Origin of the sequence: Streptomyces sp. NPDC085931 (genome assembly GCF_044540565.1) — a bacterium.
Lineage (GTDB): Bacteria > Actinomycetota > Actinomycetes > Streptomycetales > Streptomycetaceae > Streptomyces.
This window is the reverse complement of sequence record NZ_JBITSK010000001.1, coordinates 627089-650309: the sequence shown is the minus strand read 5'-3', so window position 1 is coordinate 650309 and position 23221 is coordinate 627089. Positions and strand designations below refer to the sequence as shown.

The 23221-nt window shown below is 73.8% G+C and carries 17 protein-coding genes; 4 read left to right on the top strand and 13 right to left on the bottom strand.

The features are described from left to right. The 4 genes from ACIGAN_RS02705 (at position 1) to ACIGAN_RS02690 (ending at position 3532) form a co-directional block, all read left to right on the top strand. On the top strand, positions 1–969 hold the full coding sequence (locus ACIGAN_RS02705) for an ABC transporter permease (RefSeq protein ID WP_399854629.1): 969 nt from the start codon (positions 1–3) through the stop codon (positions 967–969). Beyond that, the gene (locus ACIGAN_RS02700; RefSeq protein WP_365091978.1) at positions 959–1858 is read left to right on the top strand and encodes an ABC transporter permease; all 900 of its coding nucleotides are present in this window, start codon (positions 959–961) and stop codon (positions 1856–1858) included. The genes ACIGAN_RS02705 and ACIGAN_RS02700 overlap by 11 nt, the downstream gene beginning before the upstream one ends. Positions 1859–1956: 98 nt before the next feature. Then, entirely contained in the window at positions 1957–2886 is a 930-nt protein-coding gene (locus ACIGAN_RS02695) for an ABC transporter ATP-binding protein (RefSeq protein WP_399854628.1), read from the top strand. Further along, a complete protein-coding gene (locus ACIGAN_RS02690; RefSeq protein ID WP_399854531.1) occupies positions 2879–3532 on the top strand; it encodes an ABC transporter ATP-binding protein in 654 nt (217 codons plus the stop codon). Before ACIGAN_RS02695 ends, ACIGAN_RS02690 begins: the two co-directional genes overlap by 8 nt. Positions 3533–3544: 12 nt before the next feature. On the opposite strand, the gene ACIGAN_RS02685 is transcribed toward ACIGAN_RS02690, so the two are convergent. The 13 genes from ACIGAN_RS02685 to ACIGAN_RS02625 all read right to left on the bottom strand — a co-directional run bounded on the left by ACIGAN_RS02685 (position 3545) and on the right by ACIGAN_RS02625 (position 22827). Then, positions 3545–3844 carry a hypothetical protein gene (locus ACIGAN_RS02685; protein ID WP_365738610.1) on the bottom strand — a complete coding sequence of 100 codons (300 nt, stop codon included), beginning with the start codon at positions 3842–3844 and terminating at the stop codon, positions 3545–3547. Between the two features lie 136 nt (positions 3845–3980). Beyond that, positions 3981–4745: a class I SAM-dependent methyltransferase gene (locus tag ACIGAN_RS02680; protein WP_365091972.1), complete on the bottom strand. Its 765-nt coding sequence runs from the start codon at positions 4743–4745 to the stop codon at positions 3981–3983. 90 nt (positions 4746–4835) lie between these two features. Beyond that, positions 4836–6032, bottom strand: coding sequence for an aminotransferase class V-fold PLP-dependent enzyme (locus tag ACIGAN_RS02675; RefSeq protein ID WP_399854530.1), 1197 nt, complete (start codon positions 6030–6032; stop codon positions 4836–4838). Between the two features lie 5 nt (positions 6033–6037). Then, positions 6038–7357 (bottom strand): pyridoxal-phosphate dependent enzyme, encoded by a 1320-nt coding sequence (locus ACIGAN_RS02670; RefSeq protein WP_365738602.1) that lies wholly within the window; start codon positions 7355–7357, stop codon positions 6038–6040. Further along, on the bottom strand, positions 7354–8835 hold the full coding sequence (locus ACIGAN_RS02665; RefSeq protein ID WP_399854529.1) for a Y4yA family PLP-dependent enzyme: 1482 nt from the start codon (positions 8833–8835) through the stop codon (positions 7354–7356). The genes ACIGAN_RS02670 and ACIGAN_RS02665 overlap by 4 nt, the downstream gene beginning before the upstream one ends. A 290-nt stretch (positions 8836–9125) precedes the next feature. Continuing rightward, on the bottom strand, positions 9126–9821 hold the full coding sequence (locus ACIGAN_RS02660) for an MOSC domain-containing protein (protein WP_399854528.1): 696 nt from the start codon (positions 9819–9821) through the stop codon (positions 9126–9128). Then, positions 9818–10522, bottom strand: a complete 705-nt coding sequence (gene gntA, locus ACIGAN_RS02655; RefSeq protein ID WP_399854527.1) for a guanitoxin biosynthesis heme-dependent pre-guanitoxin N-hydroxylase GntA — start codon at positions 10520–10522, stop codon at positions 9818–9820. The genes ACIGAN_RS02660 and gntA overlap by 4 nt, the downstream gene beginning before the upstream one ends. A gap of 124 nt (positions 10523–10646) precedes the next feature. Next, positions 10647–12524, bottom strand: a complete 1878-nt coding sequence (locus ACIGAN_RS02650) for a non-ribosomal peptide synthetase (RefSeq protein WP_399854526.1) — start codon at positions 12522–12524, stop codon at positions 10647–10649. After that, positions 12521–13840 (bottom strand): MFS transporter, encoded by a 1320-nt coding sequence (locus ACIGAN_RS02645; protein WP_399854525.1) that lies wholly within the window; start codon positions 13838–13840, stop codon positions 12521–12523. The genes ACIGAN_RS02650 and ACIGAN_RS02645 overlap by 4 nt, the downstream gene beginning before the upstream one ends. Then, positions 13837–14712 (bottom strand): alpha/beta hydrolase, encoded by an 876-nt coding sequence (locus ACIGAN_RS02640; RefSeq protein ID WP_365738590.1) that lies wholly within the window; start codon positions 14710–14712, stop codon positions 13837–13839. The genes ACIGAN_RS02645 and ACIGAN_RS02640 overlap by 4 nt, the downstream gene beginning before the upstream one ends. Next, positions 14709–15128: a RidA family protein gene (locus ACIGAN_RS02635; protein ID WP_365091951.1), complete on the bottom strand. Its 420-nt coding sequence runs from the start codon at positions 15126–15128 to the stop codon at positions 14709–14711. Before ACIGAN_RS02635 ends, ACIGAN_RS02640 begins: the two co-directional genes overlap by 4 nt. Then, positions 15125–21319, bottom strand: coding sequence for an amino acid adenylation domain-containing protein (locus ACIGAN_RS02630; protein WP_399854524.1), 6195 nt, complete (start codon positions 21317–21319; stop codon positions 15125–15127). The genes ACIGAN_RS02635 and ACIGAN_RS02630 overlap by 4 nt, the downstream gene beginning before the upstream one ends. A 284-nt stretch (positions 21320–21603) precedes the next feature. Next, positions 21604–22827, bottom strand: a complete 1224-nt coding sequence (locus ACIGAN_RS02625) for an ATP-grasp domain-containing protein (RefSeq protein ID WP_399854523.1) — start codon at positions 22825–22827, stop codon at positions 21604–21606. Positions 22828–23221: the final 394 nt, after the last annotated feature.

Genomic DNA, 23221 nt, shown 5'->3' with positions numbered 1-23221 from the left:
ATGGCACGGCTGGCGGGACGGCGGGCGCTGTTCGCCGTCCCCGTCCTGCTCGTCGTCACCTTCGGCGTGTTCGCCATCGCCGCCGCCTCCCCCTTCGACCCCGTCAAGGCCTACGCCGGCACCGCCGCGCTCGGCGCCGACCAGGAGACCCTGGACCGGCTGCGCGAGAACCTCGGCGTGGACCGGCCGTTCGCCGTCCGCTGGTGGGACTGGCTGGCCTCCGCGCTCACCGGCGACCTCGGGCACTCCAGCGTGCTGCGCCAGCCGGTCGCCCAGGTGATCGGCGAACGGCTGGTGTGGTCCGCGCTGCTGTGCGCGGCCGCCTTCGCCGCCGCCGTGCTGGTGGGCACGGTCCTCGGTGTGCTCGCCGCCCGCCGCCCGGGCTCGGCCGTCGACCGGGCCGTCACCTCCGTCGCCTACACCCTGGAGGCGGCCCCGGTCTTCTGGATCGCGCTGCTGGCGATCTGGCTGTTCGCCCTGCGGTGGGACGTCCTGCCGGCCGGCGGCCTGACCGACACCGGCAGTGAACAGGTGACGTTCGGGCAGGTCACGAGCCACCTCGTGCTGCCCGCCGGAGTCCTCGCGATCTCCCAGCTGCCCTGGTTCACGCTGTACGTCCGCCAGGGCGTCGGCGACGCGCTGGCCGAGGACCCCGTGCGCGGCGCCCGCGCCCGCGGCCTGAGCGAACGCACCGTGCTGCTCGGGCACGCCCTGCGCTCCGGGCTGCTGCCGGTCATCACGCTCATCGGCTCGCGCGTGCCCGAACTCATCACCGGCGCCCTGCTGGTGGAGAGCGTCTTCAGCTGGCCGGGCATCGCCGCCGCCACCGTCGAGGCCGCCACCGCCGTCGACTTCCCGCTGCTCGCCGGTCTGACGGCCCTGGCCACGGCCGCCGTGCTCGCCGGCAACCTGCTCGCCGACCTGCTCTACGGACTGTTCGACCCGAGGGTGAAGCTCAGTGACATGTGACGCACCGGCACCCGCCGGCTCCCCGGCCGAGAGCGCGTGGCGGTCGCACGGGCCGAGGCGCCGCTCCACCCGCGCCCTGCGCGTGCGCACCTCCGCCGCGCTGGTGGCCGTGACCGTCCTGGCCGTGCTGCTCGTACCGCCGCTGGCCCAGCTCGACCAGCAGGCCGTCGACCTCGCCGCCAAACTGGAACCGCCCTCCCTGCAGCACCCGTTCGGCACCGACGACGTCGGCCGCGACCTGCTGCTGCGCTGCGTCTACGGACTGCGCGTGTCACTGCTGGTCGGCGTGGCGGCGGCGGTGACGGCGACCGTCGTCGGCACCGCCGTGGGCGCCGCGGCCGGGGCGCTGGGCGGCTGGGCCGACCGGGCCCTGATGCGGGTGGTCGACACGTTCTCCTCCGTACCGCACCTGCTGCTCGGCATCTTCATCGTCGCGATGTTCCGGCCCGGCGTGTGGCCGGTGGTCATCTCGGTCGCGCTCACCCACTGGCTGTCCACGGCCCGGATCGTGCGCGCCGAGGTGCTGTCGCTGCGCTCGCGGCCCTACATCGACGCGGCCGTCTCCGGCGGGGCCTCCCGGTGGCGGGTGGCCGTACGGCATCTGCTGCCGGCCGTGCTGCCGCAGGCCGCCCTCGCCGCCGTGCTGATGGTGCCGCACGCCATGTGGCACGAGTCGGCCCTGTCCTTCCTCGGCCTGGGCCTGCCCACGCACACGGCGAGCCTCGGCACCCTCATCCAGACGGCCCGCGGCTCCCTCCTCGCCGGCCAGTGGTGGCCCACCCTCTTCCCGGGCCTCTTCCTCATCGTCCCCACGCTGGCCATCGCCGGCCTCGCGGGCGCGTGGCGGGAGCGGCTCCACCCCCGTCACCGATCGGAGCTGATGCTGTGAGCACCTCAATCGGCCCCGGGCCGGCGGACACGGGAGCGGACCCGGCCCCCCGGCGCGCCCCCGTGCTGTCCGTGCGGGACCTCTCCGTGCGCTTCCTCATGCCCGCCGGGCGGCGCGTCGCGGCCGTCACCGGGGCCCGGTTCGACGTCGCGCCGGGGGAGTGCCTCGCCCTCATCGGGGAGAGCGGCTGCGGCAAGTCCGTGCTGGCCTCCGCGCTGCTCGGGCTGCTCCCCGGCAACGCGCAGACCGCCGGCTCGGCCCTGCTGGGCGACCTGGACCTGCTCACGGCGGGCGAGCGGACCCTCGCCCGCGCGGTACGGGGCCGGCTCATCGGGCTCGTACCGCAGAGCCCGGCCGCCCACCTGACGCCCGTGCGCACCGTCCGCTCCCAGCTGGAGGAGACCGTCGCCGCCCTGACCGCGACCCGGGGCCGCGCCGCTCTGCGCGCCGCGGCGGAGGCGGCCGCCGAACGGGCCGCGTTCCCCGCCTCCCACCTCGACCGGTACCCGCACGAACTCTCCGGCGGCCTCGCCCAGCGCGCCGCCACCGCCCTCGCCCTGGTCGGCGACGCCCCCCTGCTGCTCGCCGACGAACCCACCACCGGACTCGACCGCGACCTGGTGGACCGTACGGTCGACGAACTGCGCCGGCACGTCGACGACCCGGGCGGGACGCGCGACGGCGGACGCGCCCTGCTGATGATCACCCACGACCTGGCGGCGGCGGAGCGCATCGCCGACCGGGTCGCGGTCATGTACGCGGGGCGGATCGTCGAACTCGCCGACGCCACCGCCTTCTTCGGCGACCCCGGCCCCCGCCACCCCTACAGCCGCGGCCTGCTGCAGGCCCTGCCCGACCGCGCCTTCACTCCTGTCCCGGGCATGCCGCCGGAGCTGGGCGACCTCCCCGACGGCTGCGCCTTCGCCCCGCGCTGCGCCCGCGCCACCGGCCTGTGCACGGGCCAGGAGCCCCCGCCCGGTCCGGTCGCCTGCCACCACCCGCACGTGCCGGAGGACGTCCGTGCTTGAACTGCGCTCCATCACCGCCGGATACACCAGGAAGGCCCCCGTCGTGCGGGACGTCTCCCTGGCCCTGGCCCCGGGCGAGTCGGTCGGACTGCTCGGCCCGAGCGGCTGCGGCAAGTCCACCCTGGCCCGGGTCGCCGCCCTGCTGCACCGCCCCGACGCGGGCACCGTCCTGCTGGACGGCACCCCCGTACGGCACTGGCGCCACCGCGCCCCGCGCGACCAGCGCACCGCCTTCGGGGTGGTCTTCCAGCAGGCCAGGCTCTCCGCCGACCCCCGGCTGCCGCTCACCGACCTGATCGCCGAACCCCTGCGCGCCACCGGCCGCGCCCGGCAGATCCCCGAGCGGATCGCCGAACTGGCCCCCGCCGTCGGCCTCACCCCCGACCTGCTGACCAGGCGGCCGCACGAGGTCAGCGACGGCCAGCTGCAACGGGCCTGCCTGGCCCGCGCCCTGGTGCTGCGCCCGCGCGTGCTGGTGTGCGACGAGATGACCGCCATGCTCGACGCGTCCACCGCCGCCGCCCTGGTCGCCGCCGTCGAGGACTACCGCGCCGGGACGGGCGCCGCGCTGCTGGCCGTCGGCCACGACCGCACGCTGCTGGAGCGGTGGTGCGACCGGACGGTCCACTGGAGCGGTCTGTCCTGAGCCCCGTTCGGGTCAGTGGTCGTCCCAGTGCCCCTCGTGGGCGGCGTGGCGGTGCCCGTCGTGCACGTAGTCGGTGTGGTCGCCGTGCCGCACGGCCAGGTGGCCGCAGGTGTCGCCGTGCTGGTGGTCGTGGTTGTGGTGCACGGTGTGGCCGCCGGTGGCGCACTCGTCCACATGGTCCCCGTGCATCCGGTGGACGTGGCCGTCGTGGGCGTAGTCCGTGTGGTCCCCGTGGGGGAAGGCGAGGTGGCCGCAGTCGTCGCCGTGGGTGTGTGCGTGGTCGTCGTGGGTGGTGTGCTCGGCGGTGGTCATCGGGGCTCCTCGTGTGGGCTGGTGGCCGCCGGGGGACCGGCAGGGCGGCATGCCGAGGGGCGGCACCTGCCTCCATGGTCCGCCGGCCCGCGCCCGTCCACCATCCGGCGGCCGCGGACGGGTGAGCCCGGGCGGGTCAGCGGACCGCGACCAGCACGCAGCTCTCGCCGTACTGCCAGACCTGGCCGGCCTGGCGGAAGCCCGCCCGCCGGAGCAGGTCGAGGTGCACGGAGAGGGGGAGTTCGGCGGGGCGGCCGGTGCCGGCGGGTTCCGCGCGGCGCCGGCGCTCGGCGAGGAGGTCGGCCAGCTCGGGGTCCTCGGCGACGGCGGCCCACCACGAGCCCCAGTCCTCGTGCGCGAACACCCGCTGCCGCCCGGCCCGGCACCGCCCCACATGGGCGGCGATCCCGGCCGGGCCCGCCTCGTCCTGGGGGAGGTGGTCGCCGTTGACGAGCACACCACCGGGGCGCAGCAGCGCGGCGAGTTGCCGGTAGGTGCGCTGCAGGGCGGCGTGGTCGAGGTAGTGCAGGGCCGTGGTGGAGACGGCCGCGTCCAGCGGCCGGTCCAGGTCCAGGGCCGCGGTCCAGCCCGGAGCGCCGATCTCCGCGTCGACGTAGCGGGCCGCGTCCGGGTGGTGGGTCCGGCCCAGTTCCAGCAGGAGGGGGTCGCGGTCCACGGCCACGATCTCCGCGTCCGGCAGCCGCCGGACCAGCCGGGCCGCGAGCGAGCCCGGCCCGCAGCCCAGGTCGACCACGAGCGGCCGGCCCTCGCGCCCCGCCGTGACGTGCTCCACCACGTCGGCGATCACCGTGAACCGCTCCTCGCGGTCGACGGCGTACCGCTGCTGCTGGAGCTCCCAGCGCTCCACCCACCGCTCCGCCGTCGCCAGACTCAGCCCCATCCGGTCGTGCCACCTTGCCGTCTCGCACCTGACTCCTGCCGGGACGAGCCTACAGGTGGAAACGGTTCTCATTACGCCGAGCGGATGCGGTCACCCGAGTGAGGCGAGAACGGACAGCAGCCGGTCGATCTCCTCCACGGTGTTGTACACATGCAGACTCACCCGCACCGAACCGGTCTTCTCGCCCGCGTCGCCCTGGCAGTGGTGGTCCGAGCGCACCATGAAGCCGTGGCTGAAGAGGATGAAGCCCAGGTCGCCCGAGTCGATGGCGCGGTGCCGCAGGGAGACGATGCCCAGGCGCCGCTGCACCGGCGAGTCGGCGGCCAGGCTCAACGGGCAGCCGAGGATCTCGTAGGCGTCGAGCCGGCGCAGCCCGTCGGTGAGCCGGGACGCCAGGCCGGCCGTCCAGCGCTCGATCCGGTCCACCCCGGCCGCGTCCAGCCAGTCCAGCGCCGCTTCCAGCGAGGCGATGCCCACCGTGTTCGGGGTGCCGCTCCACCCGCCGGGCACGAACGCCGGCCCGCGCGCCTGGCGCGCCCACACCGCGCCCGAACCGGGCAGGGCCATCGCCTTGTGCCCGGAGAAGACGACGAAGTCGACGTCCAGCCCGGCCACCGACACCGGCACATGACCCACGCTCTGCGCCGCGTCCAGACAGATCACCGCGTCCGGGCCGACCGCCCGGCGGATGCGCTGCACGTTCATGTCGCCGCCGTAGACGTGGTGCACGTGCGTCGTGGCGACGAACCGGGTGCGCGGCCCGGCCCGTTCCGCCAGCGCCCGGTGGTCGTAGTCCCCGGAACCGCTCTGGTACGGCATCGGCACCACCCGCACCCGCACGCCCTCCCGCGCGAGCTGCCGCTGCGCCTCCAGCCACGGCACGATGTTGGCCTGGTGGTCGGCCTCGGGCACGACGATCTCGTCGCCGTCGCGCAGGAATCCGGGCAGCCAGTCACGGGCGATCGTGCGCAGCCCCTCGGTCGTACCGCCGGTGAAGTGCACGACCGAGCCGCCGGTTCCGGGATCGCCCAGGAACCGGGCGACGCGCTCGCGGGTCCGCTCGACCAGCTCCGTGGTCCGGTTGGCCCAGGTGTACGTGCCGCGCGCGGCGTTGGCGTTGGACGTCGTCAGGTAGCTCTGCACGGCGTCCAGGACGGCCTGCGGCTTCTGCGCCGTGGCCGCGCTGTCCAGGTACGCGAGCTCCGGATGCCCGGTGACGATGGGGAACCGGGCGCGCAGCTCCCGCTGCCACGCGCCGAGGTCCTCGAACGCGGTCGGTGCCGTCATGCCCGTCAGCCCCGCACCAGGGGAGCGCCCGCGTCCCGCCAGGCGATGATGCCGCCGGCCAGACTGCGCACGTCCGGGTGGCCCATCCGGGTCAGCAGCGCCGCGTACCGGGCGGACTGCTCGCCGACCGGGCACGCCAGCAGCACCGGCCGGCTCCGGCTGAACGGCAGCCCGCCCCGCACGAGTTCGGCGAACAGCTCGTCCACGATGTTGACCGACCCGTCGATGTGCAGCGCCGCGAACGCGTACGGGCTGCGCAGGTCGACCACGAGCGGCGCCTCGGCCTCGATCCAGCGCCGCGCCGCGGCCACCGTCACCGACGGCGCGGCACCGACCTCCGCCTCCGACAGGTCGGCCGGCGCGTTCTTCCGCGGCGGCCGGCCCAGCAGGTCCGGCCGCCGCTGCCGGACGTAGCTGAGATAGCTCTCCACCCGGTCGCAGACGATGAACACCGCCGTGCGCCGCTCCTGCGACTCCTCGTCCAGGGCGCGCAGATGACGGACCGCGCCGAAGTACGCGGCCCCGCCGGTCGGCCCGCCCAGGATGCCGCAGCGGCGGTTCAGCGTGAGCATCCCCTCGATCGCCTCGTCGGCGGTCACCGACGCCATCGTGTCGTAGGTGTCCGGGTCGAACAGGCCGACCTCCTGCACCTCGTCGAGGGTGCGGATGCCGGGGATGAAGTCGGACTTGGCCGCGACCAGCCCGACCACCCGCACCGACGGGTCCTGCTCGCGCAGCGCGCGGGCCACGCCCGTGGAGGAACCGGCCGTGCCCACGCAGGCGACGAACCAGTCCGGGACCCGGCCGTCCAGGTCCTTCACGATCTCCGGACCGGTGCCGGTCAGATGGGCCTCGGTGTTGCGCGGGTTGAAGTACTGGTCGGTGTGCAGATAGGCGCCGCCGGACGCCGACAGGGTGCGGTGGAACAGGGTCAGCGGATCGTCCGTCGCCGTCGGGTCCAGGCACTCGCTCTGGCCCGGCAGCTCCTCGATCTCCGCGCCGAGCAGCAGCAGGAGGTCCTTGATCTCCGGGATGCGCATCCGGTTGGTGACGCTCTTGAAGCCCAGGCCGTGCATGCCCGCGACGACCGCCAGCGCCTTGGCGGTGTTGCCGCTGGACAACTCCACGACCTGGCTGCCCCGTTCGACCGCCTCGTCCAGCAGAGGGCGCGCCATGTTCCAGGCGGCCCGGTCCTTGACCGAGCCGAACGGGTTGAGCATCTCCAGCTTGGCGTACAGGTCGATGTGGCGCAGGCCGTGCACGGCCGGGTCGATCCGCACCAGCGGGGTGTTGCCTATCGCCTCCGTGATGCTGTCGTACCTCACTGGACTCCCCCCGAGGGCGTGATCGGCCAGAACTGGTCGTCGAGGCACCACCGCCAGGCGTCGCCGTCCTGCCAGGCGGCGACCTTGCGGGCGGCGGGCTGCTGCTGGGCGCGCGTGGCGTGGAAGTCCATGGCGTAGCCCGCGGTGTTGGCGAAGGCCAGCAGGTCGCCGGGGGCCGGGCGGCGCGGCAGGAACACCGTGCGCCGGGTGATCAGATCGCTCTCCAGGCACAGGCTGCCGAACAGGTGCACCGCGACGGGCCCCTCGCCCTTAGCCGCACCGCCGCGGGGGACGACGACCGGGTCCATCAGCACGCCGTGGTCCTCCAGGGCGATGTCGTCCGCCTTCGCGGCCAGCCGTACGAGCAGGGCCCCGTCGGTGCCCTGCGTCCGCACCTCCAGCACCTTCGCGAGCGTCAGCCCGCACTGGTCCAGCAGGGCCCGGCCGGGCTCGGTGTACAGGTCGTAGAGGTGCTCCAGCAGCAGCGCGGCCAGCGGGCGGCCGCCCAGGGAAGGGGCGGGCTGGGCCAGCAGCTCGTCCAGGTAGTCCGCGCCGGCCACGGACCGGTGGGCGGGATACAGGCCGAGCGCGCCGCGCAGGGTGCCGGACTCCTCGCGCAGCCCGTAGCCGTGCCCGCCCCAGGCCAGCGGCGGACGGCGGCCCATCACCGCCGCGGTCAGCTCGCTCGTGTACGTCTCCCACTGCTCCCGGTGGGCGAGGTAGCTGACGCCGAAGCCGCCGCCCACGTCCACCGCCCGGGGCCGCAACCCCCGGCTGCGGCACGCCTCCAGGACCGCCAGGCACCCTTCGAGGGCGGTCGCCTTCTCCGCCACGCTCATGGTGTCCACGTGGAAGGCGACCCCGGTCGGTTCGACCGCGTCGCCGTGCCGTTCCACCGCCTCCAGCAGCTCCTGCGCCTGTGCCACGGGCGTGCCGAAGCGGCTGCGCCTGCTCAGCACCCGCACACCCGAGGTCTCGAACCCCGACAGCCGCAGCAGGACCGGGACCCGGTCGAGGGAGTGCTTGCGCACCAGCGTGGCCAGCTGGTCCAGCTCGGCGGGCCCGTCCACGCCGACCGTGACGCCCGAGCGGGCCGCGAGCCACAGGAACTCCGGGTTCTTCGGGCCCGTCGCCACGATCCGGGCCGCGGCGAAACCGGCGCCCAGCGCGTGCTGCAGCTCCTCCAGCGACGCGACGTCCACGCCCGCGTCCGTGGCGGCCAGGCGGCGCAGCAGGGCGCTGGACCGGTTGGCCTTGTGGGCGTAGAAGATCTGCCCGGACAGGTGGTGCGCGCGGTACACCGACCGGAACCGCTCCACGTTCTCCGCGATCCGGTCGGGCACCACCACGTGCAGCGGAGAGCCGAGCGCGTCGGTGAGCGTGTGCAAGGTCTCCGCCGCCGCCACGAGCGACCTCAGCCGTGGCTCCAGCCGCGGTTCGAGAAACAGCGGTTCGAGATACAAGGGCCGTCCGTCCACGCGCGCGCTCCCTCCCCTGAAGCCGCTGCGCCCGGTATCCGGGCACGTCGGACACTCCCCGCGTGTCGCCGTATGACCCCTATCCATTCTTCGGTCGCTTTACGCCCTGTAAGGCCAGGGCCCGTCCCGCGGCCGGTGCGCAGCGGATCACGACGCCCGGGGGCGGCGCGCGCCGGGCGCCCGGTACGCGCCCCCACCGCAGGACGGGCGCGCGCCGCAGCCGGTCACCCCCGCCGGGCGGGTCCCGGGGCGGTCGTCCGGGCGGGCCAGGCCACCGTCCGGGCAGCGGGTCACCGGCCCTTGCCGGCCGGGTACTTGGCGGTGTACCGCTGGGCGATCTCCAATTGCTCGCGCTCCATCCAGGGGGCGGCGACCAGCACGTCCGGCAGCATCGTCCGCTCGGTGGTCACCGCGCGGAACAGACGGGAGACGGTGACGTCGTGGTCCGGGCGGTGCACGACGGCGATGCGGTCGCCCGCGCGGACGTCGCCCGCCTCGACGACGCGGAGCATGGCGCCCGGCGACGCCGCCCGGGTGAAACGGCGCACCCAGCCCTTCTCGCCGAGCCAGCCGGCGAAAGTGCGGCAGGGGATGCGTCCGCCGGTCACCTCCAGGACGGTGGAGGGACCGACCCGCCAGCGCTCCCCGATCAGCGCGTCGCGCAGGTCCATGCCGAGGACCGTCAGGTTCTCGCCGAAGGAGCCGTTGCCCAGGACCCGTCCCAGGTCCCGCTGCCAGCCGTCCAGGTCCTCGCGGGCGAAGGCGTACACGGCGCGGTCGGCACCGCCGTGGAAGCGCAGGTCGCAGACCGTGTCACCACTGACCCCACCGCCCGCGAGGCCGGGCGGCCCCGCGGGGGCCACCCGGACCGGTCCGTCGACCGGACGCTTGTCGATTCCGGTCTCGCCGCCCGGGGCGTCCGTGAACGCCACCGCGCGGGCCCGGCCGACGTTGACGCTGAGCACGGAGCCGTGCGCACCGCTCACGCGTCGGGCCGCCGCGTGACCGGCCGCGCGCCCGCCGCCGGGCCGGCCCCGGGGGCGAACGGGCAGCGCCATTGCGCGTCCGTGCGCATACCCGAGTACTGACGCGCCTCGGACGCCTCGCCGAACTCGGCGAGGTTGGGGTTGATGGAGCCCTGCAGGCGCATGTCGCGCTCACGGATACGGCGCTGCAGCCCCTGGTAGACGCCGTTGCCCACCAGGCGCTTGAACTGGTGGTGGGAGTTGAACGCCATCGCGGGGAACGGGAAGCGGCGCGTGACCCGCGACGCGTTCTCGTGCAGCCCCACGATGAAGAACGGGTGTCCTGCCACGCTGAAACCGAACCGCGGGGAGGCGGGATCGGTGTCCGCGCCCTCCGCCCAGGCGAAACCACGCTCGGCGTCCACGGCGTGCAGCTCGGTCAGCTGCTGCCACAGCAGGGTGTGGAAGTCCGGCTCCGCGAGCCCCAGCGGCCCGTCGAAGACCGCGACGACGGTGGCGAAGTTCTGCTCGGGGGAGAGGTCGCGCGAGACGAACTCGGTGAGGGCGTCGTGGAGCGCCGTCGTCGCACTCCCGGTGCCCATGGTGCCCACGTGGACCTGGCGCAGGCTCCCGCGGCGCAGGGCCGACTTCGCCCCCAGGCAGGAGAACTCCTCGCTCTCTATCCACGCCGTCAACTGGTCATGGACGGACACGGCTGTCATCGAACCTTCTCCCTCGGTGTATCGGCCAAAGTGCTGTGCTGTACCGCGCTGTGCTGTGGTTTGGTGTGCTGCTGCGCTGAGGCGCTCGTGCCGCCGCCGCTCGTCGTCCGGCACCGCGTCCTCCTCAGCACCGCACGACACGGGCCGCCGCGGAGCGCGCGTCGCGCGCCGTCAGGAGGTCCGACGGCCGCAGGCGCCACCCGCGTTCGCGCATCGCGCCGCTCACCCGCAGGGCGGCGAGCGAGTCGCCGCCCTGGGCCAGGAAGTCGTCGTCGGGCCCGAAGGCGGAGATGCGGAGCTGGGCCCGCACCAGGTCCAGGAGCAGGGCGAGTTGCTCGGCCTGTTCCGCCGGGCCGGCGTCGGCCGCGGGCGCGGCGGCGGGCGCGGTGGACGCGGCCGAGCCGTCCCGGGCCGCACCGGACGCGGTGGCCCGCGGCACGGACGCCGCGAACTCCTGGGCGAGGAGCGCCGCCACGGCGCGGCGGTCGATCTTGCCGGAACCGGTCAGCGGCAGCACGTCGTGGACCCGTATCAGTCCGGGGACCAGATGCGAGGGCAGGCGTCCGCGCAGGTCCGCGCGGATCTGCTCGGCCGTCGGGCCGCCCGCGGTCACCGAGAGCGCGGCGGCCAGGACGCGCCCGCCGGTGCCCATCCCGTCGTCGAGCGCCACGGCAGCGGCGGCGGTGACGCCCGCGGTGGCGGTCAAGTGCCGGTCGACGTCGTCGAGTTCGATCCGGTAGCCACGGACCTTGACCTGATTGTCCAGACGGCCGAGGAACTCCAGGGCACCCTCCGCGTGGCGTACGACCTGGTCCCCGGTGCGGTACATCCGCGCGTCGGCGACCGCGGCGAACGGGTCGGGACGGAAGCGCTCGGCCGTGCGCGTCGGGTCGTCGAGGTAGCCGTGGGCGAGCGGACTCCCGCCGACCCACAGCTCACCGGGGCCGCCGTCCTCGCAGGGGCGCCCGTCGGGGTCCAGGACGTAGAGCCGGCGGGCGCCCACCGGCCCGCCGATGGGCAGCCCGGTCGTCGCCGGGACCGGCTCGTCCGCCCGCAGGACGAACGCCGTGCAGGTCACCACCGTCTCGGTCGGGCCGTAGCCGTTGACCAGCGTGCTGTGGCCCAGTGGTCCGTCGCGGTGCGCCCGCACGTCCTTCGTGACCGCCGCCTCGCCGCCGATCACGACGGTGCGCACGCCCTCGAAGGAGAGTCCGGCGCCGTCCGGCCCCTGCATCTGGGCGCAGACCAGGCGCCAGTACGCGGTGGGCAGCTGGAGCACGGTCACGCCCAGGTCCCGCACCCGGCGGGCGAGGTCCGCCGGGCTCAGGGCGCGGTCCGGGGTGTCCAGGAAGGCCACCGTGCCTCCGACGGCGAGCGTCGGCCAGATCTCCTCCTGGGCGACGTCGAAGCCGAGCCCGGCGAACTGCAGCACGGTGTCGGTGTCGCGCAGTTCCAGGAGATCGCCGATGCCGGTGGCGTGCTCGGCGAAGGCGTCCTGGCCGACGAGCACGCCCTTGGGGGTGCCGGTCGACCCCGAGGTGTAGATGACGTAGGCCGGCCGGTCACCGGAGGGGCCGATCGCCGGGCGCGCGGGCGAAGCCGTGCCCACGAGGGCCCGGGGGCCGCCGGCGTCGACCACGGCCCTGGCTCCCGAACGGCTCAGCAGCCGGTCCCGGTAGGCGTCGGGGGCCGCGGCGTCCATGGGCAGGAAGGCGGCGCCGAGATGCCAGCAGGCCAGCATGGCGACGATCGCCCCGGGGCCGGAGGGCAGGCGCAGCCCGACGACGTCGCCGGCGCCCACGCCGAGCGACGACAGCTCGGCGGCGGACTTCCGCGCGCGCTCCGCCAACTCGGCGTAGGTGACGGCCGTGTCGGCGGTCCGCAGGGCGACACGCTCGCGGACGGCCGGATCGGGGTGCCCGGCCCTCGCGGCGATCCGGTCGGCCACCCGCGGGGAGGCGGTGGTGGGGACGGCAGGACGGATGATGCTGATGGAGGTCATCGGATACCTGACTCGGTGGGAAGGTTCGGACGATCGTCGGCGGCCGGGGCGTCCGCGGGCTCGGCGTCCGCGCGCTCGGCGTCCGCGGGCTCGGTGTCCGCGGGCTCGGTGTCCGCGGGCTCGGTGTGCGCGGGCCGCAGCCGGCGGCCGCCGGTCAGGGCGACCAGGAAGCCGATCCCGCCGCACAGCGCCGCGAAGGCGTAGGCGGCCTGCGCGCCGCGGGAATCGGCGACGTGGCCGCTCACCGAGGAGCCGATGGACACCCCCAGCCACAGGGCCGTGGACTGCCAGGCCAGCGCCTCCGTGCGGTGCGAGGCGGGCACACCGTCCACGACCAGCATCATGGCGACGATCATGGCCGGGCAGGAGCTCGATCCGGCCAGCAGGAGCACGACGCCGGCCCCGGCGAAGTTGTCGACCACGAGCATCGGCAGGATCCCGACCGCCATGACCAGCGTCGAGACCCACAGGATCCGCGGCAGCGGGGCCGACCACTCGCGCGCGCCGTAGACCACTCCCGCCACCGAGCTGCCGATCGCGTAGATCCCCAGCAGGATGCCCGTCATGAACGGCTGCTGCTTCTCGTCGGAGAACGCCACGGTGGCGATGTCGATCGAGCCCCACATGCCGCCGAAACACAGGTTCAGTGCCGCCACGAGAGCGACCGGTCCCAGGAACAGGGCGCTCCTGCCCACCCGGGGCCCGGGCTTGCGCTGCGGCTCCGTGCGCCGGCTGAGCGCGAGCAGGACACTGCCACCGCACACCAGGATCAGCGCGCTGACGAGACCCGCGGCCGGGCTCACCCCGACGGCGAGCGAGGTGGCGATGACCGGGCCGACGATGAAGACCAGCTCGTCGACCAGGGACTCCAGCGCGAAGGCCGTCCCCTTCAGTGACGAGCCCTCCAGCAGGCCGCTCCAGCGCGCCCGGACCATCGAGCCGAAGGCGGGAGTCGCGGCACCCGTCAGCGCCGCCGTGACGAACAGGACCCACAGCGGCGTGCCGTCCCTGAGCGTGCTCACGACGAACGCGCCGCCGCTGACCGCGCACAGCACCGCGCAGCAGAGCAGGACCTTGTGCTGCCCCACCCGGTCGGCCACGCGGGCCAGTTGCGGCGCGGCCACCGCGTACCCGACCGCGGAGACGGCCGACAGCGCCCCCGCGGTGCCGTAGTCGCCCCGCGTCGCCGAGACGAACAGCAGGATGCTGATGCCGGTCATCCCCAGCGGGAATCGGGCGAGCATGCCGGGCAGGAAGAACCCCCACGCCCCGGGGGTCGCCAGGACCGTGCGGTAGCGCGCGACTCCCGTGCTCATCGCTTCAGCTCGGCCACGAAGCCCGCGACCAGGCGCGTGAGGGCCTCCGGCTCCTCGAAGTGGACGGCGTGGCCGGCGTCGAGGTCGCGCGTCTGCAGATCGGGGTGGCTGCGCAGGAAGTCGCGCACCCGGCCGTTGTCGACCAGCTTGTCCCGGGTGCCGAACACCGCCCGCACGGGCAGCCGCCCGATCCGCCCGTACTCCGTCTCGGACTTGACGGCGATGGCCTCCCAGGCGTCGATCGTGCCGACCGTCACGTGCGAGAGCTTCAGCTTGTCGTCCTCGATGGCCGCCAGCCACTCGGCCCGGTCGGTGAAGTCGGACGGACGCAGCGGCACCCTGATGAAGGGACGCGTCTCCTCGACGGTGATGCCGAGCTCCTCGACGACCTCCAGGGCGGCGTCGATCGAGCGGTCCAGCACGTCGGAGTAGCGGTCGTTGAAGAAGAAGCCGGGGCAGACCATGAGCAGGCTCGCGAGCACGTCGCGGTCCGCGAGCCCGGCCGCGACGACCGTCGCGACCTGGGCGCCGAAGCACCAGCCGGCCAAATGGAGGCGGGTCGCGGGGCGGGCCTCCTTGAGGCTGCCGAGCAGCAGCGCGATGTCCCGCACGGCCAGGTCGCCGTCCGGGATGTGCCCGCGCAGCGCGTTCAGCCCCGAACCGCGCAGGTCGACGGCGAGGAAGGCGACGTCGTGGCCGAGCCCGGCCAGTCCGGCGCCGAGCGGCGCCTGCCAGCCCGCGTGGCTCATGCCCCCGTGGAGCATCACCACGAGGTCGGCAGCGGTCTCGGAGCCCCACCGCCGGTAGTGGGTGACGTAGCCGTCCGGCTGCTCGAAGGTGTGGACGCCTTCCAGAGTGGTCTGGGTGATCACTGCTGCTCGCTCCTCTGTGTCGCCGTGGTGTCCTCGGTGCACGCGAGCGCCTCGACCTCGACGCGCAGCGCGGGCGTGGCCAGTGCGGCCACCGTCATGACGGTCATGCAGGGGCGCAGGTCGCCCAGCCACTCGCCCATCCGGCGGCGCCGGCGCTCCAGGTCGATCTCGCCGGCGAAGCAGAACGTCAGCTTCACCAGGTCCTCGTGGCGCATGCCGGCCGCCCGGAGGTTGGCCGTGACGTTGTCCAGGGCGACGCCGAGCTGCTCGACCGGGTCGTCGGGCAGCTCTCCGGCCGGGGTCATGCCGATCTGGCCGGAGATCACGAGCCACCGGACCGGGCCGGTGATCTCGGCCTGGTGCGAGTACGCGGCGAGCGGCGCCGCGATCCCCTGGGGATTTCGGAAGGTGTTCACGGTGTTCCCTCGGTTCCCTTGCGGACGGACGGCTCGCGGCGCGCGCCGACGCCGTCCACACACGCCTCGATCAGGCCGGTGGTGTCGCCGACGGAGCCGCCGGGGTCTTCGGCGATCTGCGTCAGGACCGCCTCGTACAGGCGCCCCAGTCCGTCGACCGCGCTCTGCGGCAGGAGCCGGCCGTCGGCGTTGAGGGTGATCTCCAGCGCGGCACCGTCCGGGTCGCGGCCCACGGTGGCGAGGTACGGCGCGTCCGTGTGCTCGAACCACCGGACACCGGTGAGGTGCCCACCGCCGTGGGCGTCCGTGTACGCGGGGAAGTCCGTGTAGTTGAACAGCGCGGAGTAGCGGGGCCAGTCGTCGGGGCCGTCGCCGCTCGCGGCGCAGCGGCGGTGGGCGAGCGCGCGCATCTCGAACGCGAACACCTGGTCGATGAGTTCCGGCCACGTCTGGTTGCCGACCCGGACCCGGTGCGGCTGGAAGTTGAGGAACATCCCGACCAGGTCCTGCGCGTCGTCGGTCTCGGGGCGGCCGTGCGTGAACACCCCGGTCAGGACGTCCGGTTCGCCCGTGACCAGGGCCAGCACCTTCACATGTGCCGCCAGCAGCAGGTACTTGAGCGGGTGGCCCGTTCCGCGCGCGATCTCGCGCAGCCTGCCCTCCCGGCCGGCCGGCAGGACGACGGTCGCCTCGGCCCACCGGGATCCGCCGTCGGACGGGTGCCGGGGCAGCCGTGCTCCCGGGTGGCCCGCGAGCACGTCGCGCCAGAACGCGCGCGACTCGGCGGAGGTGCGGGCCGCCGCCTCGGCCAGGGCGTAGGAGCGGAACGAGCCGGCCGCTCCGCCGGACCGGACGGGTCCGGCCCCGGACACCGCCCCGGCATCCGCTCCCGTGACCTGGGAGGCGTACCAGAGGAGGAGGTCCCGCACGAGCAGGGAAAGGCTCCAGCCGTCGACGATCGCGTGGTGGAAGCTCATCGAGAGCACGAAGCCGTCCGGCGCCGTGCGGTGTGCCGCGAAGCGTATGAGGCCGGGGCGCTCCCAGCGGAAGCCCGAACCGCGTTCCCGCGCGAACCACTCGTCGGGCGCCGAGGGGTCGTCCACGGCGTCGATCACGGTGAGGTCGGGTTCGACCGAGGCGTACACGAGCTGCCGGGGCACGGGCGCCGCCAGGTCGACGGCGGCCCGCAGGGTCTCGCAGGACGCGATCATCCGCCGCAGCCCGGCTCGCAGCAGCCCGGCGTCCAGGGGCAGCGCCACGGAGTAGGCGAAGACGTCGTGGTAGGCGGACTGCGCGGGGTCCCGCCGCGTCGCCCTGATCATCCGCAGCTGGGTGGCGGTGAGCGGATAGGCGTCGACCACTCCCGGCGCGAGCCCGTCCGGCGACGCGCCCGAGGCGTCCTGGGCGCTGCCCGCCGTCCCCGTGGTCCCGGGCCCGGACGCCGCCAGCCTGCGGACGAGGGCCCGTACCGTGCGCGCCTCCATGACGTCGCGCAGTTCGGCACCGGGGTGGCTCCGGCGCAGCTTGGCGAGGATGCGGATGGAGCTGATCGAGTCCACTCCCGCGTCGAGGTAGTTCTCCTCCACCCCGAGGGTCTCGCTGCCGACCACCTTCGCGATGATCGCGGCGACGGCACGCTCCGCGGCGAGCGCGGCACCGTCGGCCGGCTCCTGGCCCGCGTACCGTTCCAGGGCGGCGAAGAACTCGCCCGCGTACTGCTCCGCCGTCGAGGTCTTGATCCGCGCCCCGTCGTGGGACACGGCCAGCTGCGTCCCTCCGGCGAAGTGGTCGCGGTGCACATGGACCGTCATCGGGAAGCTGGTGAGTTCGAAGTACCGGGCGCTCTCGATCGACACCGCCTCCCGCGGGGCACCGGCCGGGTCGCCGGCCGGCGCGTAGGAGTGGAAGTCGGTGTAGTTGAAGACCACGTCGAAGAGCGCTCCCCCGTGCTGCCGCTCGATGTCGGCGAGGGGGAACCGCTGGAGCGGGACGAGCGCCCGCTCCCGCTCGAAGACCGAGGCCGGCAGGCCCGCGTCGTCCGGCTCGCCCACCTCGACGGGCAGCGGAAGGGTGTTCAGGAACAGGCCGACCATCTCGCTGCCGCCGGGCACCTCCGGACGGCCGTTGCCGACCAGCCCGGTGATCAGGCGCGAACGGCCGGTCAGGTTCGCCAGAGCGGCGCAGTGGGCCGCCAGGTACAGCGACTTGAGCGGCAGCCCGCGGGCCGCGGCGCTGCCGCGCAGCCGCTCCTCCAGCCCGGAGGGGACGGCCCGCTCCAGCACGGCCGTCTCGATCGCCGCCGGCGCCGCGGAGCCGAGGTGGCCGGCCAGCAGGGTGGCGGAGAAGCCGTCGAGCATGCCGCGCCAGGCCTCCCGGTCCGCCGGACGCGATGCGCTCTCGCGCTCCAGCGCCACGTAGGTGCCGTAGCCGGGAGCCGGGACGTCCCCGGCCGCCGGGCCTGCCGGGAGCCCGGCACAGCGGCGCCGGATCTCCTCGACGACGAGGGCGACGCTCCACCCGTCCAGGATCAGGTGGTGGAACGAGAAGGCCAGATTGACCCGGCCCCCGCCCCGCAGGTGGACGCGGAAGCGCAGGGGCGGCCTGCCGAGGTCCAGCGGGCGGCCCTTCTCGTCCTCGATCCACTCCTCGATCGCCCGGTCCTGCGCGTCGGCGGGCAGTCCGGTGAGATCCACGACCTCCAGGGACGGTGCGGCGCCGGCCGCGTCCGGGCGGAGCACCACCTGCAGAGGTTCGTCGTAGCGCTCCAGGTCGAAGAGGGACCGCAGTTGGGGGTGGTGGGCCACGGTCTCCCGCACGGCACGCGTCAGTCCGTCCGGATCGGCCACGCCGGCCAACTCGTAGTCGAAGATGTCGTGGTAGACGGGCGAGGTCTCGTCGAGCAGCGAGTGGTAGATCATGCCCGACTGCAGCTTCGTCAGCGGCCAGGCGTCCTCCGCCGCCGCCGGGAGCGCCCGCCTGTCGTCCTCCGACAGCAGCCCGAACGCCTCGGTGAGCGCCGGTCCGGACGACCCCGGGTCCCGGTGGGTCAGTGACGCGGCGAGTTCCGCGATCGTGGTGTGGGCGAACACCTCGCGCAGGTCGGCCTCGTACCCTGCCGCGCGCAGCCGGGAACTGACGCGCAGGGCCATGATCGAGTCCCCGCCGAGGGCGAAGAAGTTGCTGTCCGCGCCGACCGGTGCCCGCAGCCCGAGGACGTCCGTCCAGGCCCGGGCCACGTCCTGTTCGGCGGTGGTGGCGAGCGGGCGGCCGGCCCGGCCGGCTGCCGGTGCCGCCTGGGCCGTCGGCGCCGGCAGCGCACGCCGGTCCAGCTTGCCGTTGGGTGTGGTGGGCAGCCGCGGGACCTCGACGAGGTACTGCGGCACGAGGAACTCGGGCAGCAGCGTGCGCAGCCGGGCCCGCAGGTCCTCCGGGTCGAACGCGGAGCTCACGACGTAGGCGGCCAGCGCCTGCGTGGGACCCGAGGTGTCCACGATCACGGCCGCGTCCTGGACGGCGGGCAGGTCGCGCATGACCGCGGCGATCTCGTCCGGCTCGACCCGCAGGCCGCGCAGCTTGACCTGGTTGTCGATGCGTCCCAGGTACTGGATCTGACCGTCCGGCAGGAACCGGGCCAGGTCGCCGGTGCGGTAGAGACGGGCTCCCGGCGCCGTTCCGTAGGGGTCGGGGACGAACATCCTCGCGTTGAGGTCGTCGCGCCGGTGGTACCCGGTCGCCACGGCGACGCCGCCGATGCACAGCTCGCCCGGAACGCCGATCGGCTGGAGCCGCAGGTCCCGGTCCAGGACGTAGAGCCGCACGTTGTCGATGGGCTTGCCGATCGGGACGAGCTCGCCCGGGTAGTCGGTCCGGCAGGGCCAGTGCGAGACGTCGATCGCGGCCTCGGTCGGGCCGTAGAGGTTGTGCAGTTCGCAGGAGGGGAGCGTGGCGGCGAAGACCTCGATGGTCTTGCGCGGGAGCGCCTCGCCGCTGCAGACGACCCGCTTGAGCGGCGCGCAGTACCGGGCCAGTTCCTCCGCCTCGAGGAACACGTTCAGCATCGAGGGGACGAAGTGCACGGTCGTCACGCCCCGGGACCGGATGAGTTCCTTGAGGTAGTCGGGGTCGCGGTGCCCGCCGGGCCGGGCCACGACGATGGCGGCACCGGTCATCAGCGGCCAGAAGAACTCCCACACCGAGACGTCGAAGCTGTACGGGGTCTTCTGCAGCACCCGGTCCGCCGCGGCGCCGCCGGCCAGCGGGAAGGCCGACTGCATCCAGTGCAGCCGGTTGGCCAACGCGTCATGGCGGTTGATCACACCCTTGGGCTGCCCGGTGGACCCGGAGGTGTAGATCATGTACACGGGCGAGCCGGGATCGAGGTCCCGGACGGGATCGGTGTCGTCCTCCTGATCCAGGGACGCGTCCGGCAGCACGAGGACCTGGGCGGTGGCGCGGTCGAGCGCCGGGCGGTGGCGCTCCTGGGTGAGGATCAGCGGGACGCCGGCGTCCTGGATCATGAACTCGATGCGGGCGGCCGGGTATTCGGGGTCGATGGGCACGTACGCGCACCCCGCCTTGACGATCGCGAGCAGCGCGATCACCATCTCCGCGGAGCGCTCCATGAACACCCCGACGAAGGGACCGGCCCCGGTGGTGTCGAGGGTGCCGCGGATGCGGTGCGCCACCTGGTTGGCCCGCCGGTTCAGCTCGTCGTACGTGTACGACTCGCCTTCGAACTCGACGGCCAGGCTGCCGGGGCTGCGCCGGACCTGCTCCTCGATGACGTCGACGACCGTGCCCTGCGGGTGGGTGACGCGGGTGTCGTTCCAGTCGCCGAGGATCAGGTCACGTTCCTCGTCGCGGGTCATCGACGGGGCGCCCACCGGCGCGTCGACGCCCTCCTCGGCCAGCGAGGTCAGCAGCCGGAGGTAGTTGCGCAGGATCCGCTCCGCGGTGTCCCGCGTGAACAGGTCCGTGTTGAACTCCAGCTCGAACTCGTACGCGTCGTCCGCCCGGCTGACGTACAGCATCAGGTCGAACTTGGCGGCGGTGCGGCGTACGGGGTGGTAGACGGAGGCCGTCCCGGGGCCGAGGTCGAGGCAGGGACGGCCGTCGAGCAGCGTGAGCATGGTCTGGAAGACCGGGTTGTGGTTGCGGGCCCGCTGGGCACCGAGCGCCTCGAGGACCTTCGGCAGGGGCGCGTCGCCGTCGTCCAGCAGCCGCTCGGCGGCTTCCTGGGCGTGGGACAGCAGGGTGCGGAAGGTGTCGTCCGGGTCCACCGGCACGAACAGGGGCAGGGTGTTGACGTAGCACCCGACCTGTTCCAGGTCGTCGGGGTTCGGCCGGTTCAGCACCGTGGTGCCGATGGCGAAACCTTCCTGCCGGGTGTAGCGGTGCAGCAGCAGCGCGTACGCGGCGAGAAACACCGGGAAGGCGGTGCTGCGGCAGGTGCGGGCGCACTCCTTCAGCAGCGGTTCGACGTCCGCCCCGGGCACGCGGACGGTCAGGCTGTCGCCGCGGAACGTCTGCGCGGCGGGGCGCGGCCGGTCCAGCGGCATGCCGAGCAGGTCCGGGGCGTCGGCCAGCGACCGGCGCCAGCGCTCGACCGCGGCCGACCGCCTCCCGTCCGCGTCCGCCGCCCGGCTCTCCGCGACGAAGGCGCGGAACGCGGCACCGGACACGGGCCGTCGGGGCAGGCGCCCGTCGTCCACCAGGGCCCGGTAGTTCTCCGCGATCTCGTCGAGGACCAGGCGGATGCTCCAGTCGTCGACGACGATGTGATGGGCCGTCAGACCGAGCAGCCAGGTCCTGCCCGGCAGCGCCACCACGACCGCCCGCAGCAGGGGCGCCGAGCCCAGGTCGAACGGCCGCCGGTGGTGCTCGGCGAGCACCACCTCCGCCCGGGACCGGGCCTCGGCGGAGGTCAGGTCCCGCAGGTCGACCACGGCCGTGGTGTCCGCCAGGACGTCCCCGCCGGCGTGGTGGACGCGGGCCCGCGGTCCGCCGGGGGTCTCGTGGAACGACGTACGCAGGGCGTCGTGCCGCAGGACGGTGGCGTGGACCGCGCGGCGGAACGCGTCCGGATCGAGGTCACCGGACGTCTCGAAGGCCACCGACTCGTTGTAGGCGGGCTCGTCGGAGCCGGCGAGCTGGTGAAAGAGCCAGAGGCTTTCCTGGGTGTACGAGAGCATGCTTGCGCCTGTGTCCGGTTCCCCGGCCATACCGCACTCCAAACTCGGAACGAATGTCGGCTCGTTGACGTGACGAGTGATGTGGATGCAAGGGATCGGCGCCCTGTCGCGCGAGGTCCGGTGCGCTCTGTTTCCGGACGCGCGCTCGGTGCGGTGCCGTCCCGGGGACGCGCGCAGTGCCGCGTCCGTGTCCGGGCACGACGACCGGCCCGGCCAGTTCGGTGTCCGGTACAGCGGGGCCGATCCGGCGGGACCCGGCCGGAGGGCCGGATCCCGGACCGCGGTCAGGATGCGGTGACGCCCTTGTGGAACGGGTCGAAGACCTCGTCGTAGGGACGCAGGATCGAGCTGAGCGTGTCCGGCGCGTCGGAGCCCGGACAGTCGCCCTTGAAGGGCTCGGTCTCGATCGAGATGTGTGCGGCGACCGTGCGCGCCAGACGCACGGCGGCGCCGGCGTCGTCGGCACGGACGATGACGTGCCCGCAGCGGTCGTCCGACCAGCGCAGTTCGGGCACCGTGTCGCCGGCCTCCACGCTCACGGACACCTCGACCACCCCGTCGGCGGCGCGCGCCGCCTCCAGGCCGGTGACGGCGGTGACGACCCCGGGGGCCGCGGTGAGGAAACGGATGGCGGCCGCGCCGCGCGCGGGGTGCAGTTGCCCGTCCAGGGGCGCACCGTCGCCGACGAGGCGGTAGGCCGCCTCCTCCATGTCGACCCCGTACACCATCCTGACGAGATCGTTGATCCGGTCACCTCCGCGACGGGTGTGGGACTCGACGATGCGAGGTCCCTCGTCGGTGAGGATGATCTCCGTGTGCGACGGGCCGTCCTCCAGACCGACGGCGTCGAGGAGCTGCACCGTCAGCTCGCGGATCCGGTCGAGCTGATCCCCTTCCAGGGGCGCCGGGGTGACGTGTCCCAGCTCCACCGTGCCGCCGTCGGTCTCCTTGGCGGTCACCGCGATGATCGTGTGCCGCCCCGCCTCGGAGAAGGCCTCCACGCTCAGTTCGGGCCCGACCAGGAGCTTCTCGACCTGGAACTCGCCGAGTTCGAACTCCTGGCACCAGGCCCACACCGCGTCGACGTCCTCGGCGGTCTCGATCCGGCGCACCCCGAGGCTGCCCGAACCCTTGGTCGGCTTGACGATGGACGCCCCGTGGGAGGCGACGAACGCCCGGAGTTCCGCCTGCGTGGGATCGACCGCGTAGGGAACGGGGCCGATGCCCCGCTCGTTCAGCAGCGCCCGCATCGCGGCCTTGTCGTGCAGCAGCCGCGCGCACCGTTCCGAAGTGCCTGCGATGCCCAGGACGTCGGTGAGATGGCCGGCGACCAGCTGGGCCGCCTCGGTCTGCGTGATGATCCGTGTGATCGGCGCGATCCGGTGCAGTGCGGTGGCCATCGCGACGGCGCTGGGCACGTCCTGGTAATCCACCAGGGCGAGCTGCTCGCAGTGCGGAATCAGTGCCGGGTCGAATTGCGAAGGCTTCTGCAGATAGGCGACATCCACGCCCGCTGACTTCGCCTTTGAAACTAATCGGATGCTGTCCCCAATGACCAGCACTCGCCCCCGTGCCACGATCATCCCCCGTTTCAGATCGTTCTTTCCCGCTAGCCGTCGGCGAGGTTAGCACAGCCTTGGCGGCCGACCCAGGGATTCCGCTGAGATCCGCCGAGCGCCGGCCCAAGCAGGCCTCCTGCCTGCTGGAACAGTCAGTTGACGACGGGAGATGTTCGCTTTGCCGACGGTACTCCGTAACCGTTCCACGGCGAAGTTCCGCTTCCGCTTCCGTCTTTGCCGCGTGGCGCGATCACAGAGTCCGGCAGGAGGTTATCCGATGCCTTTCGGCCAATTACTCGACAAGGGTTGCGGACATCGGCCGGCATTGTCCGCGGAAGGCCGG